The sequence below is a fragment of the Nocardia sp. CC227C genome, from assembly GCF_030767025.1.
In the GTDB taxonomy this organism is placed as follows: domain Bacteria; phylum Actinomycetota; class Actinomycetes; order Mycobacteriales; family Mycobacteriaceae; genus Nocardia.
The window spans coordinates 97,153-114,811 of record NZ_JASITE010000009.1; the positions used below are offsets into that span (position 1 = coordinate 97,153).

The window sequence follows — 17,659 nt, forward strand, 5'->3', positions numbered from 1 at the left end:
ACGCGGTCGCTCCCGCCGCGAGGGCGGACCCGCGCTTCCAACCCTGCGGCGTCGGCGGTGCGGCCACCTGATATCTCCGGTGCGAGCGGGCCTGCGGATTTGTAGGCTGCGCGAGTGTGCGAGCAGACGGTGGAACCGATCGTGATCGATATGGCGCGCGGTACGAAGGGGCGGGCGCTGGCCGGGGTGCTGGTAGCGGGCGGTTTCGGCCTGGTGGCCGTGATCAGCGCGAGTACCGGAGGGGTGTCGGGTGGGCGCGTCGCCGAGGTGTTCGCCCTCATCATCGGAGCCGTGCTGCTGCTGATCGCCGTAGTCGGCCTGCTGGGCTGGCGGCTGCTCACCCGGCCGCGTCAGCTGATCCTCGACCGCAACGGCATGCGCTGGCACGACCCGCAGGGCGCGCCGTGGGCGGTCGGCTGGGCCGAGCTGTCCGCGATCGCGGTGTCGCGCACGGTGAATCGACGTCCGGCCGCGAGAAGGATGGCGATGGTCCGGCTCGACCTGTTTCCCGCGGATCCCGAGTTCCGGAACCGGCATCCGGAAATGGACCACCTGTGGGAGTTCCACCGGGTGCGCGACGGCTACCGGCTGCCGTTCGGTTCGGCGGACGAGCTGGTCGCCCCGCTCGACGCGGCCCTGCGGCACTGCGCGGGACCGCGCTACCTCGGCGTCCGGGACGAAGGATTCACCGTCGGACTGTTCTGATGCCCCGCCATCTCCTGGCGGAGCCCGTCCGACCCGTCGGTGTGCAGGTTCGCGCGGCTGTGGCAGCACATAACCGCCGACGACCGATGAGGCTTCCGCTCACTCCGGTATGTGTCCGCGCGTCGGCGGAGCGGATAGGGGGGTGGCCCACGGTCCGGAATCACAATCCTGCCGTGGGGTTCACCTGCACCACAACTGAATTGGCTTACCTGTCCACCTGCCCCGCGAACCGGGGACCATGGCGATCGGGCACTGAACACCCGACCACGTCGGTGGTCAGCGGTTGCGGCGGAAGTACACGACGTGCTCGCCGTAATCGGTGAGCGGACCGGCCTCGGCGGCTTGGCGGATGCCGCTGGCGGGCAGCCGCGTGAGCTTGGCGAACATCGGGGTGTTGCCGAAGGCCGCGCGCACCTGTGTCTCGGAGGCGTAGTCCGCGCCGTATTCCGCCAGGGCGGCGAAGTTCACGGGGGCCAAGGGCGTGTCGAGGGTCGCGGGACCGGCCGGACGGCCGAGCGCGGCGTACTGGGTGGCCGCGCCGTCTTCGTACCAGCACAGTTCGTAGGCGAGGTTCTCGGTCGTGGTCACGCTCACCACGGGCCAGTGCTTCGACAGGCGCAGCGCCAGCGGATGCCGACCGACCGGCGCGATCTCCCACTTCAGGCTCTTGACCGAGATCCAGTGCTCGGAACTGCGTTCCAGTAGCACCACATCGTCACCCAGGGTCTCCTCCGGGTTCGACCGCGGCTCGGGAACGCTCCAGTGCTGCTGGCTGACGCCGAGGAAGGCGGTGGAGTCGACGACGCCGGCCCCGTCGGCGATGTAGGCGGCCAGCACCGCGGCCCGCACCTGTTCCAGCGCGTCGCTGTCCGAGCAGCGCACGCTCAGCGCGCCGAAGGAGTCGGCGATCTCCACCGGTTTCGATGGCAGGTCCGGAAGGGCGCCGGGGGCAAGGGGTTTGAGCCCCACCAGGGCCAGCTTCCAGTTGATCTCCTCGATGGTGGCGAGGTCACCGGAGGTCTGGTAAAGGATCTGCTGCTGGGTGAGGTAGCCCGCGCGGTCCAGGGTGAGCGCGTCCAGTTTGGTCAGAGCCGTGACGGTCTTGCTGGTGAAACCGATTTCCTCGATCCGCATCTCGCGCAGCCGGGCGGTCATGGCCGGAGAGGTGACCGCGGTGTAGAGCTCGCGGTACATGGCCAGCGCCGGTTTGCGCTGCCGTCCGACCATATAGGTGCGCAGCACCATGTCCAGACTGGCGAGATACCGACCGGCCTGCTCGGAATCCTGGGCGAACAGCGCCGCCCGAATCCGCACCGCGTCGGATCCGGCGGCCACGGCGGCGTCCGGATCGAGCCGGCACAGCCAGACACCGCATTTGGACAGCGAGTCCGCGCACGCCGCCGCCGCGTTCGGATAGGTCTGCGCCACATAGCGATACGCATTGCAGGCATCGCGAATGGTGTGCGTGGCCAGCTGCCGGTGCCCGATGGTGCGCGCGGCCTGTTCGAACAGCCGCAGCGCGTCCTGCACCTTGCCCGCGAAGCGCGCGTCGACCCGTCCGGCGGTGAGCCAGCGCAGCCGGATGTGCACCGCCTCCTGCGCCGGTTCCAGCGCACCGGGTGAACGATCCCGCACCGCGTCGTCGTTCTTCGTGGCGAGCAGCGCCGTGGCGAGTTCGTACAGCGAGTCCGCCAGTCGCAGTTCGGCTTCCGCCGATCGGTCCGCGGCCTCCCGCCGATCCGCTGCCACCCGACGCTCGATGGCGCTCAGATCCATCGCGATCCCAACTCCCGCATCACCTCCGCGTCCGGCCGACCCGCGACCGGGCGCGCATCTGTCGCCCGAGTCTGCCACAGGTGACGCCCGCACCGCGCCGGACCGAGGCAATCACCCGTTCCGACCAGCATCGCGCCAGCGACCGGGCCGGACGGCTAACCCAGCAGCAGCGCCACCGCCAGTCCCGTCATCACCAGCACGATCACCGAATCCAGAACGCGCCAGGCGGTTTCGCGGGCGAACAGCGGGGCCAGGTACCGCGCGCCGAAGCCGAGCGCGAAGAACCACAGCAGACTGCCCAGCATCGCCCCCGCGGCAAGGAACCAGCGATCGGGAGTGGCGAAATGACTGGCGTAGGAACCGAGCAGCACCACGGTGTCGAGGTAGGCGTGCGGATTGAGCCAGGTGACGGCGAGACAGGTGGCCACCGCCGCGCCGAGCGCCATGGAATTGCCGGTGGCGTCGCCGACCAGCGCACCGCCGGTCAGAGCGCGCCGCGCGGCGAGAGCCGCGTACCCGAGTAGGAAGATCGCCCCCGCGTAGCGCAGCACGGTCAGCACCCCGGGCGCGGACTGCACCAGCGCGCCCACCCCGCCGACACCCGCGGCGATCAGCACGATATCCGACAGCGCGGCCACCGACACCACCACGAGCACATGCTCCCGGCGAATGCCCTGTCGGAGGATGAACGCGTTCTGCGCGCCGATCGCCACGATGAGCGACAGCCCGAAGCCGAAACCCGAGAGTGCGGCCACCGCCGCCGATGAAGCGTTCATATTCCACGACGGTAGACAGCCAGCAATCAACAGGCCAGCTAAGTATTCTTGCGTATCATTAAAATCTCTAATCATGGATCTGCAACTGGACCAGCTGCGCGCACTCGACGCGGCGGTCACCGAGGGCACCTTCGAGGCCGCCGCCCGCCGCCTGCACGTCACCCCGTCGGCGGTGAGCCAGCGCATCAAGGCGCTGGAGGACGCGGCCGGGCGCATCCTGCTGCGGCGCACGAAACCGGTGCAGCCCACCGAATCCGGACTCGCCATGCTGCGCCTGGCCCGCCAGATCGAACTGCTCGCGGGTGACACCGCGCGCGAACTCGGCGACGCGACGCGGGAACCCGGTGACACCGCGCATCCCGCCCCGCCGCCCATCCGGATACCCATCGCGGTCAACGCCGATTCGCTGCAAACCTGGGTGATGCCCGCCCTGGGCCGGGTGCGCGCGGGCGTCTACCTCGAGGTCCACCGCGAGGACGAGGAGCACACCACCCGGCTGCTGCGCGACGGCACCGTCATGGCCGCCGTCACCGCCACCGCCACCCCGGTGCAGGGCTGTATCGCGCACCCCCTCGGAGCCATGCGGTACCGGCCCGTGGCCAGCCCGGATTTCGTCGCCACCTGGTTCGCCGACGGCCCCACCGCGAAGGCGTTCGCGGCGGCCCCGGTGGTGCAGTTCGACCGCAAGGACGACCTGCAGTACAAGCTCATCCGCCGGCACAGCCGCAAACCACTGGATCCGCCCTGCCACTACATCCCCTCCTCGACGGGTTTCGGCGCGGCCATCCGCCTGGGCCTGGGCTGGGGCATGATGCCCGATATCCAGGCCGCCGACGATCTGGCGGCGGGCCGCCTGATCGCCTTCGACCCGCACGGTGTGATCGACGTGCCGCTCTACTGGCAGCAGTGGCGGCTCGACTCCCCCACCCTGCGCGCCATCGCCGACAGCATCGCCGAGGCCGCCGCCGTGGCCCTGCGGTGAGCGCACCCAGGCGTGATGTGCACCGCTCCGCGCGGAGTCCGCCTCGCGCCACCGCCGATTCCGACCGGTCTCGTGCCAAACTCGACAGCATGAGCGAGCGACCGGACCATCCCGCGACGACCGCGCCCGCCCCGCTTGCGCACCCCGATCATTCCGGACGACCGGGGGCACATCAGAAGGTAGGGCGGCATGAGTGAGCGCGGCGAGCCAACCGAAGACGCCACCGCGCGCGGCGAGCGATCGGACGACATCACAGACCGCATCGCCGACGAGCGACCGACTCCTCCGGTGCGGATGCCGGATCGCGGCGAGGTGATCGGCCGGGGCCTGCTGTGGCTGGCCAAGTGGTCGCTGTGCCTCGTCGCCATCGCCGCGGGCGCGTGGGTGCTGGGCTGGATCACCGCCAGGATGTGGGTGGCCGTGCTGCCGATGGCGTTGGCCGTGGTGGTCGCCACCGTGCTGTGGCCGCCGACGCGCTGGCTCACCCGGCGGGGCTTCCCTCCGGCCGCCGCCGCCTCGCTCACGGTGTTCGGACTGCTCGGCGCGCTGGCGGGCATCATCGCGCTCATCGTGCCGTCGGTGGCCGACCAGGCCCCGGCCCTGGCCGATCAGGCCACCGAGGGCGTCAACAAGGTGCGCGACTGGCTGCGCGGTCCACCGCTGAACATCCAAGAGGAGCAGATGAATTCGGCGGTGGACGCGATCGTGTCCCGGCTGCAGTCCAGCGCCGAGCGCATTGCCACCGGCGTCTTCACCGGCGTCAGCACCGCCACCTCCGCCATCGTCACGCTGTTCCTGACGCTCGTCCTGGCGTTCTTCTTCGTCAAGGACGGCCCCCGGCTGATGCCGTGGCTGCACGGGCTCGCCGGCAGCCGCAGCGGCCGCCACATCGAGGCGGTGCTGATCCGGATCTGGGACACCCTCGGCGGCTTCATCCGCACCCAGGCGCTGGTCAGCCTGATCGACGCGGTGCTCATCGGCGCGGGCCTGGTGATCCTCGGGATTCCGCTGGCGCTGGTGCTGACCGTGCTCACCTTCCTGGGCGGCTTCATCCCGATCGTGGGCGCGTTCGTCGCGGGCGCGCTGGCGGTGCTGGTGGCCCTGGTCGCCAAGGGGGTGCCCACCGCGCTCATCGTGCTCGCCATCATCATCGTGGTGCAGCAGTTGGAAGGCAATGTGCTGCAACCGGTGTTGCAGAGCCGCAGTATGCAGATGCACGCGGTGGTGGTGCTACTGGCGATCACGGTGGGCGGCTCGCTGTGGGGCATCGTCGGCGCGTTCCTGGCGGTTCCGGTGGCCGCGGTCCTGACCGTGCTGCTGCGCTACATCAGCGAGCAGATCGACGCCGCCACCGCCGTCCCGGAACCGGTTCCGGAGGAAAGTACCGACCAGGCATGACAATTCGTGCCATGCGGCCGGATCGGCGATCAGGCACGCGCAGGGACTCATGCGAGTATGCGAAGGTGTGAGTCGTATCAGGTGACAGGAAGGGATACTCCGTGGCCCAGACCGTGCGCGGCGTGATCGCACGCTCGCAGAACGCTCCCGTGGAAGTCGCCGAGATCGTGGTGCCGGACCCGGGCCCCGGTGAGGCCGTGGTCCGGGTGCAGGCCTGCGGGGTGTGCCACACCGATCTGCACTACCGCGAAGGCGGCATCAACGACGAATTCCCCTTCCTGCTCGGACACGAGGCCGCGGGCATCGTGGAATCGGTGGGCGCGGACGTCACCGAGGTGGAGCCCGGTGATTTCGTCATCCTCAACTGGCGCGCGGTGTGCGGCACCTGCCGCGCCTGCCGCAAGGGCAAGCCGTGGTACTGCTTCTCCACCTTCAACGCCGCCCAACCCATGACGCTCACCGACGGCACCCCGCTCACCCCGGCCCTGGGCATCGGCGCGTTCGCGGAGAAGACGCTCGTGCACAGCGGCCAGTGCACCAAGGTGGACCCGACGGCGTCCCCGGCCGCGGCCGGACTGCTCGGCTGCGGTGTGATGGCCGGACTCGGCGCGGCGGTGAACACCGGCGCGGTGGGACGCGGCGACAGCGTGGCCGTGATCGGCTGCGGCGGGGTGGGCAACGCCGCCATCGCGGGGGCGCGGCTGGCGGGGGCCACCACCGTCATCGCGGTCGATATCGACGAGCGGAAGCTGAAGTGGGCCACCGGTTTCGGCGCGACCCACACGGTGGACGCGACCGCCGAGGACGCCGTGGAACGGATCCGGGAGCTGACCGACGGGTTCGGCGCGGATGTGGTGATCGACGCCGTGGGCCGCCCCGAGACCTGGAAGCAGGCATTCTACGCCCGCGATCTGGCGGGGACCGTGGTGCTGGTCGGCGTGCCCACCCCCGACATGACGCTGGAGATGCCGCTCATCGACTTCTTCTCCCGCGGTGGGTCGTTGAAGTCGTCCTGGTATGGCGACTGCCTGCCCTCGCGCGACTTCCCGTATCTGATCGAGCTGTACAAGCAGGGGCGCTTCGATCTGGACGCCTTTGTCTCGGAGACGATTTCCCTCGACGACGTGGAGGCGGCGTTCACCAGAATGCACCGCGGCGACGTGCTGCGCTCGGTGGTGATGCTGTAGTGGCCCGTATCGACCACACCGTCACCTCGGGCACCTTCAGCCTCGACGGGCAGACCTTCGATGTCGACAACAATGTCTGGGTCGTCGGCGACGACCACGAATGCGTCGTCATCGACGCGCCGCACGACGTGGCGGCCATCCTGGCGTTGGTCGGCGACCGCCGCGTGACGGCCGTCCTGGCCACCCACGCTCACGACGACCACGTTCGGGTCGCGCCCGAGTTGGCCCGGGCGACAGGCGCTCCCATCCTGCTGCACCCCGACGACCTGGTGCTGTGGCGGCTCACGCACCCCGACCGGATGCCCGACGGCGAACTCGTCGACGGACAGGTGATCGAGGTGGCGGACACCGCGCTGCGGGTGCTGCACACCCCCGGCCACGCACCGGGCGCGTGCTGCTTCCACGCGCCCGATCTCGGCGCGGTCTTCACCGGCGACACGCTCTTCCACGGCGGTCCCGGTGCCACGGGCCGCTCCTACTCGGATTTCTCCACCATCGTCACCTCCATCGCCGACCGGCTGCTCATCCTGCCGGACGACACCGTGGTGCACACCGGCCACGGGGAATCCACCACCATCGGGGACGAGGCGCCGCACCTGCGTGACTGGTTGCGCCGCGGACAGTGAAATCGCCTGTGCGCGATCTCATATCAGAGATACCGTGGAAGATATGACCGAAGGCATCGAGCTACTCGGATCCGGGCAGACGGCGCTGCGGCGCATGTCCGACGACCGCCGCCGTCTACTCACCGACCTGGTGGCCGCGCGGCGGGCGGCGCGACTGTCGCAGACCGAGATCGCCGCCCGCATGCGCACCTCGCAATCCGCGGTGGCGCGCTTGGAGGCCGGGCAGGTGGATGTGCGCATCTCCACCCTGGAGCGCTACGCGGCCGCCATCGGCAGCCGCATCACCTGGGAACTCGGCCCCGGGGAGGGATGACCGGGCAGGGTGGGATCCGCTGCCGCGCGGGACTTCTCGTCAGCGGCACGTGTACAGGGTGGCCTCGGCGAGTACGTCCAGGACATCACCGAGGTCGCCGCGCACGCGCAGGGCCGCGCGCTGACGACGCGCCCCGTTGCCCCGATCCAGCAGGGCGGCAATGGATTCGTCGACGAAGTCACGGTCGCCGAGTGCGTCGAGCGCGGGCTGGAGGTGATCGACGAAGCCGCGCAACAGCTCCCGCACCGGAACCGGGCGGCCGTCCACCGGATGGATGCCGTCCCCGTCCAGGCCGGAGTGGGCGGCCCGCCAATAGGCCGCGCGCAGCACGTCGTCGGGGACCGCGGGCGCGCACCGCCCGGCCTCGAGTTCGCGGTGGGCCGTCATGACGGCGGCCCGGATCAGGGTCGCCAGCAGGGCGGTCTCCTCGACGGTGGCGGGCACGTCGCTGACGCGGATCTCGACGGTGGGGAAGGAGGCCGAGGGCCGGATATCCCAGTAGACCATCTTGCGGTCCAGGATCACCCCGAGCGACAGCATCCGCTCCACGGCGGCGTCGTAGTCGGCTGCCGAGGCGAAGCGCGGTGGCGCGCCCGCGCTGGGCCAGCGCCGCCACAGCACGCTGCGCCAACTCGCGTACCCGGTGTCGCGGCCGTGGTAGACGGACGAATTGGCGGTGAGCGCCAGCAGCAGCGGCAGCCACGGCCGCAGGTGGTCGCTCACCCGCAGGGCGGCCTCGCGATCGGGGACCGCCACATGGACGTGGCAGCCACACAGCCCCTGCTCGTGGGCGAGCATGCCGAACTCCGCCTCGATGCGCCGGTACCGCGGCGTGGCGGTGACCGGCTCGTCCGGCGGCAGGGTCGGCGGCACGGCCGCGGCCAGCACGAGCGCGTCGTTCTTCTCCGCGCATGCCGACACCCCGCGCCGCAGCTCGCGCAGCTCCCGCAGCAGCTCGGCGGTGGACGAGTGCACGCGGGTGCTGATCTCCACCTGGCAGCGGGTGAGTTCCAGTTGCAGATCGATCCCGAGATCCGCGGCGGTCCGGGCGACGTCGGCGTTCTTGCCGACGGGAGCGCCCGTGCGCGGATCCACCAGCAGCAATTCCTCTTCGACGCCTACCGTCGGCGGGGTTTCCACAGTGACCGAGTACCCCCTGATCACGTCCCATGACACCAATGCCGCAGGACTCGGACCGATTCAGCATGACGGGTGGGATCCACCGGCCACAAGGTGCGACCGGTCGGCACCGGAACCCTCGATCACCGGGCAAACCGCGAGCCCGCCGCCCCGCGCCGCGAAGCTGTCGGCGCCTCGGGCCACAATGCGGTATGGCGTATGACGAGGTACTCGCGGAACGGATACGGGATGCCCTCGGCCCCGACCTACCGGAGGTGACCGAGCGGAAGATGTTCGGCGGGCTGTGCTTCATGGTCGGCGGGAACATGGCGGTCGCCGCCAGCGGTCGGGGCGGGCTGCTGGCGCGGGTGGACCCCGCCGACACAGCGGAGCTGCTGCGCCGCGACTCCGTCGCGACCATGGTGATGGGCGGGCGGGAGATGCGGAACTGGCTGCACGTCGAGGCCGCCGCCGTGGCGGACGATGCGGCGCTGCAGGAATGGCTCGGACGCTCGGTGGCGTACGCGCGCACCCTGCCACCCAAGTAGCACGCCCGGCCCGCCCCGGCCGGTGGAAGCCGTTGCCCGGGACACGCACCCGCCACGCCGCGCACCATTCCGGACCGCCAGGCGACCGGGGACCACCCAGGCCACCTCGGACCACCACGTCACCGGGGACCGCCGAGCCACTTCCGACCACCATGTCGCGTCGGACCACCAGGCCATCGGGGACCAGCACGCCGCCTCGGACCATCACGTCACCGCCGTGAGTCGCGCGGCGGCCCGGAGGGCACCTCAGTCCGCCGGGCCGAAGATCCGGTCCAGCAGGCGGTCGAGCAGGACCACCGCCTCCTCCCGATTCGGGTACCCCCCGGCCAGGCCCTGGCTGAGGCCGCCGACGGCCATGACGATCACCGCCGCGTCGGTCTCCGGGTCGACGGGCAGGCCGGGGTCGAGCCGGAGTGCGCGCTCCAGTTGGGTGGCGACCAGATTGACCAGATACTTCGGCGCGCCCATCAGATCGCCCAGGGCGATGTCCCGCCCCGACATCATGGCCTGGTTGAACGCTCCGAGCACCACGGTGTCCTCGCGCCGCTGCGCGTCCATGGGCAGCAGCGACAGCAGGATCGCCCGGGTCGCCGCGCGCGGTGACGCCCCCTCCGCCAGCTGTTCCAGCGCCGCCGCGAACCGCTTGCCCCCGTCCTCGACCACGGCCCGGTGGGTGGCGAGCAGAAACTCCTTCTTGGTGCCGAAGTAGTACTGCACCAAGCGCACCGAGATCCCGGCCTCGGCCGCCACCGACTGGAAGGTCGCCGCCTCCAGCCCGCGCCCGGCGATCACCCGCCGCACGGCGTCGGTGATCTCCCGCCGCCGCTGCTCATGGTCGACCAACCGAGGCATGTCCGCTACCACCCGTTCTTCGTCCGCGCCGGAAGGCTTCATGATACGCCCATATCATTTTTATGGTACGTTCATATCATCAAAGTAGATGAAGGGGTGGCGATGGCCAAGATCGGACGATTCAAGAACGACCGGGCGCGCGCGGCGTATCTGGAGGTGTACGACGAGATGGCGGCGAAGTCACCGATCCCGTTCACCGAACAGCGGGTAGAGACCTCCTTCGGGACCACCCATGTCAGCCGGTTCGGATCCGGCGACGCCACGCCGCTGGTCCTGCTGCACCCCCTCGGCGGCAACGGCGCGGGCTGGTCCCCGGTGATCGAAGGGTTGAGCGCCGGGCGGGTCGTCTACGCCCCGGACACCATCGGCACCCCGGGCAAGAGCGTCCAGACCGCGCCCATCACCACCCCGGCCGACTTCGGCACCTGGCTCGACGAGACGCTCGCCGGACTCGGCGTGGACCGGGCGCACCTGCTCGGCTATTCCGACGGCGGCTGGCAGGCGGCCGTGGCGGGCCTGCGCAAAGCCGGGCGACTCGCCAGCGTCACCATGGTGGAGAGCGGTGGCGTACTGAAGATCCGCTGGAGCGTGCTGCTGCGGATCATGCGCTTCGCCGTCGCGCCGACCGAGAAGAACATGCGGCGGCTGAACCGGTGGCTGATGCCGGGGGTGGAGGTCTCCGAACTCGATGTGCGCGCGGCGCGCGCGTCGGTCGGCTATCGGCGGCACCTGCCCTGGGGGACGGTGCTCACCGACGCCGAACTCCGGTCGTTCACGGTGCCCACCCTGTGGGTCTTCGGGAGCGAGTCGGTGCTCGTCCATCCGGCCGAGGCCGCCGCGCGCCGGGTGCGCGAGCAGGTGCCCGCCGCCGAGGTCGAGGTGTTCGACGGCCTGGGGCACGGACTGTTCTTCGCGAATGCCGACATCGTGGTGCCTCGCATCACCGACTTCCTGCGCCGACACGACGCCCAGCGCGCCGAATTCGACCGTCACCGCGTGTTTTCCCCGCATATCCCGGGTCGCTCAGGCAAGAATGACCCCTACACCTCCAGGTGGTAATGCTCGACGAGATGGTCCCAGCACTCCGCCCGGTGTCGGTCGGGGTGCTGGGGCACGGGTAGAGAGGTCACGGACTTCATGAGCAGTAACCGCAGTATCGGTCAGGCCACGCGATGCGCCGTCTATCTCGGCATCGCTTCCGCCGGACTCGCCCTGGCGGCGCCCGCGCACGCGGAGCCGCTGTGGCCCGGTGGGCCTGACGTCCCGGGCGTCCCCGCGATCGTGCCGCAGGCGGAGATCACCGCCCCGTGCACCATTCCCGAGGCCCGCGCCTGCGTTCGGCTCTCCACGAACGAGGCATGGCTGATCGACAATCGCAAGGTGACCTTCGGTCCGACCCCGATCTCCCACGGTATGGCGGGCTACCGGACGCCGCCGGGCGCGACGCGCGTCTTCATCAAGAAGGAGTTCCACTGGAGCACAATGCATCACGCTCCCATGCACTACGCGATCTTCTACAACGGCGATATCGCCTTCCACGTGGGGCCGATCGAGCGGGAGTCGCACGGCTGCATCCGCATGACCTGGGACGGGGCCCGCGCGTTCTACGACTACCTGAATGTCGGGGATCTGGTCGAGGTGGTGCCGTAACCGATCGGCCGAAGACACACCGGGGCGGGTTCGCGGCGCGGCGGACCCGCCCCAGCAGTGTCGGCGCCCGGGGCAACCGATGCGATCGGCACGGATGCGCGCCGCCCGGCGTCAGCGCCCGGATGGCGCGCCGATGTGCTCACGGTGACCGCGCCGGCATCGGTGTGGAGCCACCGCGATACGCTGGCCGCGACACCGCCGCACTGGCATGCTGACCGCGTGGACACCCCCGGGATAACCATCGACTTCGCGCCGGAACTGGGGCCGTTCCTGCCCGCCCGCCGCCGCGGCGCGCCCACCACGGCACGCGTGGACGGCGTCTCCACACTGGGTCACCTGGTGGAATCGCTCGGCGTGCCGCTGACCGAGGTGGGTGAGCTGCTGGTCGACGGGAAACCGGCCTCCGCCGCCCATATTCCGGCCACCGGTCAGAGCGTGGCGGTACGGGCGGTGACCCGCCCGCAGCCGGTGCCCGGCTCGCGCTTCCTGCTCGATATCCATCTCGGCACCCTGGCCCGCCGCCTCCGCCTGCTCGGTGTTGACGCCGCCTACGAGAAGCCCGATATCGGCGACGCGGCCCTGGCCGCCCGTTCGGCCGCCGAGCGGCGCATCCTGCTCTCCCGCGACCGCGGCCTGCTGCGCCGCCGCGAGATCTTCGCGGGCGCTTACATATACAGCCACCGCCCCGCCGAACAGCTCGACGACGTGCTGTCCCGCTTCGCTCCCCCGCTGCGGCCCTGGACCCGCTGCACCGCCTGCAACGGCGCACTGCGCGAAACGGATCGGGAATCGGTGCGCGCCCTGCTGCCCGCCCACACCGACCATTCCTACGACTCCTTCGCCCAGTGCGAGGACTGCGGTCAGCCCTACTGGAAAGGCGCGCACCACGCCCGGCTGGACGCGATCGTGATGCACGCCCAACAACGGTACGGCGCTTGAACTTTCGCCCCGCACCCAGGGCGTCACCCGCTGCGCGACCCGTGCGCACCGGACAGGTGGAAGTTGCGCCGGGTGCCGTTCTCACAGCGGCAGCCGAGTTGCTCGAAGGCGCTGGATCGCAACATTCTCGACGCGGCGGCATCGCGCGGTGCGACGAGCGCTGCTCGCGCTGCTGCGGACGTGATCAGGCGGGCAGGCCCAGTCCCGCCGCCAGCACCGGCCAGGACTTCTCCATGGCGTCCTGCCAGTACCCCCACGAGTGGGTGCCGGTCGGCGTGAAGTCGTAGGTGGCCGGAATGCCCAAACCGTTCAATCTGGTCTGGAGGTTGCGCGTGCAGTAGTCGGTCGCGGCCTCGAGGCTGCCGCCGACCACGACCTGGTTGGCGAGCCCACCCGGACCGGGCAGGGCGTACTGCCCGTCGAGCGTGTCGTAGCGGCCGGGCATGCCGGAGCCGCTGGAGATGAACAGGTTCACCCCGCGCAGCTGGTCGGCGTGCACGTACGGATCGTTCGCGGCCCACATCGGATCGCCCTGCGGCCCGTACATGTTCGCGGAATCTCCGCCACCCGCCGCCACCACGGTATTGACGAAGTTGTAGCCGACGGGATCGCTGATCTGCGCGCAGCCGCTGTAGGAGGCCACCGACCCGTACAGCCCCGGGGCGGCGATGGGCAGTTGCAGCACCGAGGTGCCCGCCATGGACAGTCCGGCGATGGCATTGCGCCCGGTGGTGTGCAGCGCGCGGTCGACGAGCGGCGGCAGCTCCTCGGTGAGGAAGGTCTTCCACTTGTTGACGCCCAGTGCGGGATCCGGTGCGCGCCAATCGGTGTAGTAGCTGAACCCGCCGCCGATCGGCTGCACCACATTGACGTCCTTGTCCGCCAGGAAGCCCAGCACGTCGGTCTGCTTGTTCCAGGTGGCGCTGTCCTCACCGCCGCCCGCGCCGTTGAGCAGATAGAGCGTCGGCGCGGCGGCCGAGGTGTCGGCGGGCCGCTGCACGTCGACCTCGATGTTCTTGTCCATGGCGGCCGAGTACACCCGGAGGGTCAGATGGCGGTCGTCGACGGCGTGCACCGAGACGATCTTCGATCCGTCCGCCGAGGTGCCCGCGGGCGCCACCGCGGCGGGTGCCTCGACCGCGAAGGCGGGTCCCGCCGCCGCGACGGGGAGAAGTGCGGCGGTCGCCGCCACGGCCAGGGCTGTCATGGTTCGATGTCTCGGTAAGCGCACGCGACCCACCGTGCCGCAGTGAACTGAGAATTTGCTGGACGCGACCTGGCACGGTCATAAGAGGCCAGCTCAGCGAACCGCCAAGCGGATGCCGCCATCCAACCGGATCACCTCGCCGTTCAGCATGGGATTGCTCACGATATGCGCGACCAGTGCGGCGAACTCGTCGGGATCACCGAGCCGCCGCGGATGCGGCACCTGCTGCCCCAGCGATTCCCGGGCCTGCTCCGGCAGCGCGGCCAGCAGCGGCGTATCGAACATGCCCGGCGCGGCTCCTTCCGAGCGTTCCGAACGACACCATGAGTATCAGAATCAATTCTTGCTATCAACAAGAGTTCTTTTCCATACTTCGGAACGCGCTGCTCCCACGCCGAGCCGCCGACCGAACGCGAACGGCCGCCGGCACCCATCCGGCGGCCGTATCGTCGACGAGTGATCAGGCGGAACGGGATTCTGCCGTCGCCACCGCGGCGGCGCGGGCCGCCCCACGGCTGAAGCGCAGCACGCCGTCCTCCAGCGCGCCCTTGCGCAGCAGCGCGCGGTCCCGGAAGTAGTTGTTCACGACCAGCCACGGGCCGCGGGTGCCCTGGCGCGGCATGACGCCGTCGCCACGCTGGATGTAGCCGGAGGTGAGCGCGCCGCCCATGAGCGACGCCTCGGACTTGTCGCCCGCTTCGGGCACCGCGACCACCTTGGTGAATCCCTTGTCCCGCATATGGTTCAGCAGTCGGCAGAAGTATTCGGCGGCGAGGTCGGCCTTGAGGGTCCAGGAGGCGTTGGTGTAGCCGAGCACCACCATGGCATTGGGGACATTGCCGAGCAGCGACCCCTTGTAGGCGACCAGGTCGCGGGTGGCGAGGGTGTCGCCGTCCACCATCAGGGTCGCGCCGCCGAGCATCTGCACGGTCAGGCCGGTGGCGCTGATGACGATATCGGCGGGAATCTCGTCACCGGACTCGAGCTGGATGCCGGTCTCGGTGAAGGTGGCGATGCGATCGGTGACGATGGACGCCTTGCCGCCGCGCAGCACCCGGAACAGATCGCCGTTGGGCACCACGCACAGCCGCTGATCCCACGGGTCGTAGCTGGGCGTGAAGTGGCGCATGTCGATGCCGGGCCCGATCTGGGCGCGCACGGCCGCCAGCATGAGCTTGCGGGAGAGCACCGGATTGGTGCGCGAGAGCTGGTAGCTGGCCCGCTGCAGGGCGATATTGCGGGCGCGGCCCACCTTGTAGGCGAGCTTGGCGGGCACCTTCGCCAGCTTCATGCCCACGGCGACCGGATCGTCGGCGGGCAGGGCGGCGATATAGGTGGGCGAGCGCTGCAGCATGGTCACATGCCCGGCGGTGTCGCTCATGGCCGGAACGAGGGTGATGGCGGTCGCACCGCTGCCGATCACCACCACTCGCTTGCCGGTGTAGTCCAGATCCTCGGGCCAGTGCTGCGGATGCACGATCGGCCCCTGGAACCGCTCCTCGCCGGGGAACGTCGGCCGGTAGCCGTTGTCGTAGTCGTAGTAGCCGGTGCAGCCGATCAGGAAGTTGCTGGTGTAGACCTCGGTCTCACCGGTGCGTTCGTCGTGCGCCCGCACCGTCCACAGTTCGGTCGCGCTGTCCCAGCCGGCCTCGACCACGCGGCGGCCGAAGCGGATGCGGTCGGTGACGCCGTATTCGGCGGCGGTGTCCTCGATGTACTGCCGGATGTGCGGGCCGTCGGCGAGCACCTTGGTGCCGACCCACGGACGGAAGCCGTAGCCGAAGGTGTACATATCCGAATCGGAGCGAATGCCCGGGTAGCGGAACAGATCCCAGGTGCCGCCGATGGCGGTGCGGCGCTCCAGGATCAGATAGCTGCGCCCGGTCTCCTCCTTGGCGAGGTGGCAGGCCATGCCGATTCCGGACAGGCCCGCGCCGATGATCAGTACGTCGACATGCCGCGTCATTGAGGTACTCGCTTCGTCTGGTCACGCCCCGTACACCGTCGTCGGAGCCTCCCCGCATGGTAGGTGTTATTTTAGGTTACGTCTACTCTGGCGGCGAGAAAGCCCGGTCCAGCGGCACGCCCGCCGAGTCGGCCTTGCTGGCGCGGCACGCACGGTCACGACAGACTGGAGACCGTGAATGCCATGCAGGACCTTCGAAGGGGCCCGCGATGACAGCGCTCGCTCGCGGCGAGAACCGTCCCGCACCCGGCGACCGCATGACCGTCACGGTGGCCTGCCGAGCACCGGTCGACGTCTCGGCCCTGCTGCTGGGGACCGACGGGCGGGTGCGATCCGACGGCGACTTCATCTTCTTCAACCAACCGGCCGGTCCCGGCGTCACCCACCGTCACGGGCAGGGCCGCGGCGATGTGGTCGACGTGCACACCGGCATGCTGCCGCCCGATGTGCACACCGTCGTGGTCACCGCCAGCCTGGACGGAAGCGGACCGGCGAACTTCGGCGGCGCGGGAGCGCTGACCGCGACCGTCCAATCGCCCACGGGGACATTGACCTTTCCCGTCGGCGGGCTGTCCACCGAGACCGCCGTGGTGTGCGTGGAGATCTACCGGCGCGGCGACGCGTGGAAGGTCCGCGCGGTCGGGCAGGGCTACGACAACGGGCTCGCCGGAATCGCCACCGACTTCGGCGTGAACATCGACGACGAGCCGGACACGCCGCCGCCCGCGCCCGATCCCGCTGTCACGCAGCACCATCCGGTACCACCACCGTCCATGCCACCCAGCGGACCCGGGTACGCGCCCGCGGCCGCCCGGCAGTCCCCCACGCCTGCACCGCACGGAGGAGCACAGCCCATGCAGAGCGATCTGTTCAGCCCCGGTTTCGCCGAGGCCACCGGCCTCGGAATTCAGAAGCAGGGCAGCAAGATGATCAAGGTCGGCCTCGACGGCGAGGTGCTGGCGCGGTCCGGGTCCATGGTCGCCTACCAGGGCGAGCTGCGATTCCAGGCGCTGGGCTCCGGCGGCATCGGACGCGCCATCCAGCAGCGACTCACCGGCGAGGGGGTGCCGCTCATGAAGGTGTCCGGGCGCGGCGATCTGTTCCTGGCCAATGCCGCCACCGAGGTGCACATCATCGACCTGGACGGCAGCGACGGCCTGACCATCAACGGAGCCAATGTGCTCGCCTTCGACCCGACACTGTCCTACAAGATCAAGCGGGTGCAGGGCGCGGCCGGATACGCCAGCAATGCCGGATTCTTCAACTGCGTCTTCACCGGGCGCGGGCGCATCGCCATCACCACCGAGGGTTCCCCGGTCGTCCTCCAGGTCGACCAGCCGACCTACGCCGACCCGCAGGCGGCCGTTGCCTGGTCCTCCAGCCTCCAGACCGGCGTCAAACGCAACGATTCCTTCGGCCTGGGCCGGCTCATCGGCCGCAGCACCGGCGAGGGCATGACGCTGTCGTTCTCCGGCCGCGGCTTCGTCATCGTGCAGCCGTCCGAACTGCCGCCCGGCGGCCTGCTCGGCGGCACGGGCGGCGGGGACGACGCCGGGCAGCGCGGCGGCGCGCTGGGCGGGCTGTTCAGCTAGGCCGTGAGCGAGCGGCGCGGCCG

At 70.1% G+C, this 17,659-nt stretch carries 17 protein-coding genes and 1 pseudogene; 11 read left to right on the forward strand and 7 right to left on the reverse strand.

The genetic code is table 11. The annotated features are described in order from the left end of the window. The first annotated feature begins 114 nt into the window (after nt 1–114). Complete coding sequence (locus tag QMO76_RS19720; protein WP_306362791.1) at nt 115–705, forward strand: hypothetical protein; 591 nt, start codon at nt 115–117, stop codon at nt 703–705. A gap of 276 nt (nt 706–981) precedes the next feature. Here QMO76_RS19720 and QMO76_RS19725 read toward each other — a convergent pair whose 3' ends face one another. Both QMO76_RS19725 and QMO76_RS19730 read right to left on the reverse strand, forming a co-directional pair. Continuing rightward, nucleotides 982–2,481, reverse strand: a complete 1,500-nt coding sequence (locus QMO76_RS19725; protein ID WP_306362792.1) for a hypothetical protein — start codon at nt 2,479–2,481, stop codon at nt 982–984. A gap of 155 nt (nt 2,482–2,636) precedes the next feature. Next, nucleotides 2,637–3,257 (reverse strand): LysE/ArgO family amino acid transporter, encoded by a 621-nt coding sequence (locus QMO76_RS19730; protein WP_306362793.1) that lies wholly within the window; start codon nt 3,255–3,257, stop codon nt 2,637–2,639. A gap of 73 nt (nt 3,258–3,330) precedes the next feature. Between QMO76_RS19730 and QMO76_RS19735 the strand changes: the two genes are divergently transcribed. From QMO76_RS19735 to QMO76_RS19755, 5 genes are all read left to right on the forward strand, one after another. After that, a complete protein-coding gene (locus tag QMO76_RS19735) occupies nt 3,331–4,239 on the forward strand; it encodes a LysR family transcriptional regulator ArgP (RefSeq protein ID WP_306362794.1) in 909 nt (302 codons plus the stop codon). A gap of 189 nt (nt 4,240–4,428) precedes the next feature. Continuing rightward, nucleotides 4,429–5,637: an AI-2E family transporter gene (locus tag QMO76_RS19740; RefSeq protein WP_372342022.1), complete on the forward strand. Its 1,209-nt coding sequence runs from the start codon at nt 4,429–4,431 to the stop codon at nt 5,635–5,637. 101 nt (nt 5,638–5,738) lie between these two features. Then, nucleotides 5,739–6,824: an S-(hydroxymethyl)mycothiol dehydrogenase gene (locus QMO76_RS19745; protein ID WP_306362795.1), complete on the forward strand. Its 1,086-nt coding sequence runs from the start codon at nt 5,739–5,741 to the stop codon at nt 6,822–6,824. Next, the gene (locus tag QMO76_RS19750) at nt 6,824–7,450 is read left to right on the forward strand and encodes an MBL fold metallo-hydrolase (protein WP_306362796.1); all 627 of its coding nucleotides are present in this window, start codon (nt 6,824–6,826) and stop codon (nt 7,448–7,450) included. Before QMO76_RS19745 ends, QMO76_RS19750 begins: the two co-directional genes overlap by 1 nt. 43 nt (nt 7,451–7,493) lie before the next feature. Beyond that, on the forward strand, nt 7,494–7,763 hold the full coding sequence (locus QMO76_RS19755) for a helix-turn-helix domain-containing protein (RefSeq protein ID WP_306362797.1): 270 nt from the start codon (nt 7,494–7,496) through the stop codon (nt 7,761–7,763). Nucleotides 7,764–7,802: 39 nt separating this feature from the next. On the opposite strand, the gene QMO76_RS19760 is transcribed toward QMO76_RS19755, so the two are convergent. Continuing rightward, a complete protein-coding gene (locus QMO76_RS19760) occupies nt 7,803–8,903 on the reverse strand; it encodes a glutamate--cysteine ligase (RefSeq protein WP_306362798.1) in 1,101 nt (366 codons plus the stop codon). Between the two features lie 191 nt (nt 8,904–9,094). On the opposite strand from QMO76_RS19760, the gene QMO76_RS19765 reads away from it, so the two are divergent. Beyond that, on the forward strand, nt 9,095–9,430 hold the full coding sequence (locus tag QMO76_RS19765; protein WP_306362799.1) for a TfoX/Sxy family protein: 336 nt from the start codon (nt 9,095–9,097) through the stop codon (nt 9,428–9,430). Between the two features lie 246 nt (nt 9,431–9,676). On the opposite strand, the gene QMO76_RS19770 is transcribed toward QMO76_RS19765, so the two are convergent. After that, entirely contained in the window at nt 9,677–10,282 is a 606-nt protein-coding gene (locus tag QMO76_RS19770; protein WP_306362800.1) for a TetR/AcrR family transcriptional regulator, read from the reverse strand. A gap of 102 nt (nt 10,283–10,384) precedes the next feature. Here QMO76_RS19770 and QMO76_RS19775 point away from each other — a divergent pair, with 102 nt between their 5' ends. From QMO76_RS19775 to QMO76_RS19785, 3 genes are all read left to right on the forward strand, one after another. After that, entirely contained in the window at nt 10,385–11,341 is a 957-nt protein-coding gene (locus QMO76_RS19775; protein WP_306362801.1) for an alpha/beta fold hydrolase, read from the forward strand. A gap of 78 nt (nt 11,342–11,419) precedes the next feature. After that, complete coding sequence (locus QMO76_RS19780; RefSeq protein ID WP_306362802.1) at nt 11,420–11,932, forward strand: L,D-transpeptidase; 513 nt, start codon at nt 11,420–11,422, stop codon at nt 11,930–11,932. A gap of 144 nt (nt 11,933–12,076) precedes the next feature. After that, nucleotides 12,077–12,871, forward strand: a complete 795-nt coding sequence (locus QMO76_RS19785) for a Mut7-C RNAse domain-containing protein (RefSeq protein WP_306362803.1) — start codon at nt 12,077–12,079, stop codon at nt 12,869–12,871. Between the two features lie 184 nt (nt 12,872–13,055). On the opposite strand, the gene QMO76_RS19790 is transcribed toward QMO76_RS19785, so the two are convergent. From QMO76_RS19790 to QMO76_RS19800, 3 genes and pseudogenes are all read right to left on the reverse strand, one after another. Further along, entirely contained in the window at nt 13,056–14,078 is a 1,023-nt protein-coding gene (locus QMO76_RS19790; RefSeq protein ID WP_306362804.1) for an alpha/beta hydrolase family protein, read from the reverse strand. 93 nt (nt 14,079–14,171) lie between these two features. Continuing rightward, nucleotides 14,172–14,372, reverse strand: a pseudogene (locus tag QMO76_RS19795) (3-hydroxyacyl-CoA dehydrogenase); the annotation flags it as partial. Nucleotides 14,373–14,538: 166 nt separating this feature from the next. Beyond that, on the reverse strand, nt 14,539–16,044 hold the full coding sequence (locus tag QMO76_RS19800; RefSeq protein ID WP_306362805.1) for an NAD(P)/FAD-dependent oxidoreductase: 1,506 nt from the start codon (nt 16,042–16,044) through the stop codon (nt 14,539–14,541). 209 nt (nt 16,045–16,253) lie between these two features. On the opposite strand from QMO76_RS19800, the gene QMO76_RS19805 reads away from it, so the two are divergent. Next, complete coding sequence (locus QMO76_RS19805) at nt 16,254–17,636, forward strand: AIM24 family protein (protein WP_306362806.1); 1,383 nt, start codon at nt 16,254–16,256, stop codon at nt 17,634–17,636. Nucleotides 17,637–17,659 lie beyond the last annotated feature (23 nt).

Excerpts from the sequence above, each read along its gene's own strand:
- QMO76_RS19725 (WP_306362792.1), bottom strand. The coding sequence starts at position 2,481 with ATGGATCTGAGCGCCATCGAGCGTCGGGTGGCAGCGGATCGGCGGGAG.
- QMO76_RS19730 (WP_306362793.1), bottom strand. The coding sequence starts at position 3,257 with ATGAACGCTTCATCGGCGGCGGTGGCCGCACTCTCGGGTTTCGGCTTC.
- QMO76_RS19735 (WP_306362794.1), top strand. The coding sequence starts at position 3,331 with ATGGATCTGCAACTGGACCAGCTGCGCGCACTCGACGCGGCGGTCACC.
- QMO76_RS19740 (WP_372342022.1), top strand. The coding sequence starts at position 4,429 with ATGAGTGAGCGCGGCGAGCCAACCGAAGACGCCACCGCGCGCGGCGAG.
- QMO76_RS19755 (WP_306362797.1), top strand. The coding sequence starts at position 7,494 with ATGACCGAAGGCATCGAGCTACTCGGATCCGGGCAGACGGCGCTGCGG.
- QMO76_RS19765 (WP_306362799.1), top strand. The coding sequence starts at position 9,095 with ATGGCGTATGACGAGGTACTCGCGGAACGGATACGGGATGCCCTCGGC.
- QMO76_RS19770 (WP_306362800.1), bottom strand. The coding sequence starts at position 10,282 with ATGCCTCGGTTGGTCGACCATGAGCAGCGGCGGCGGGAGATCACCGAC.
- QMO76_RS19775 (WP_306362801.1), top strand. The coding sequence starts at position 10,385 with ATGGCCAAGATCGGACGATTCAAGAACGACCGGGCGCGCGCGGCGTAT.
- QMO76_RS19780 (WP_306362802.1), top strand. The coding sequence starts at position 11,420 with ATGAGCAGTAACCGCAGTATCGGTCAGGCCACGCGATGCGCCGTCTAT.
- QMO76_RS19790 (WP_306362804.1), bottom strand. The coding sequence starts at position 14,078 with ATGACAGCCCTGGCCGTGGCGGCGACCGCCGCACTTCTCCCCGTCGCG.
- QMO76_RS19800 (WP_306362805.1), bottom strand. The coding sequence starts at position 16,044 with ATGACGCGGCATGTCGACGTACTGATCATCGGCGCGGGCCTGTCCGGA.
- QMO76_RS19805 (WP_306362806.1), top strand. The coding sequence starts at position 16,254 with ATGACAGCGCTCGCTCGCGGCGAGAACCGTCCCGCACCCGGCGACCGC.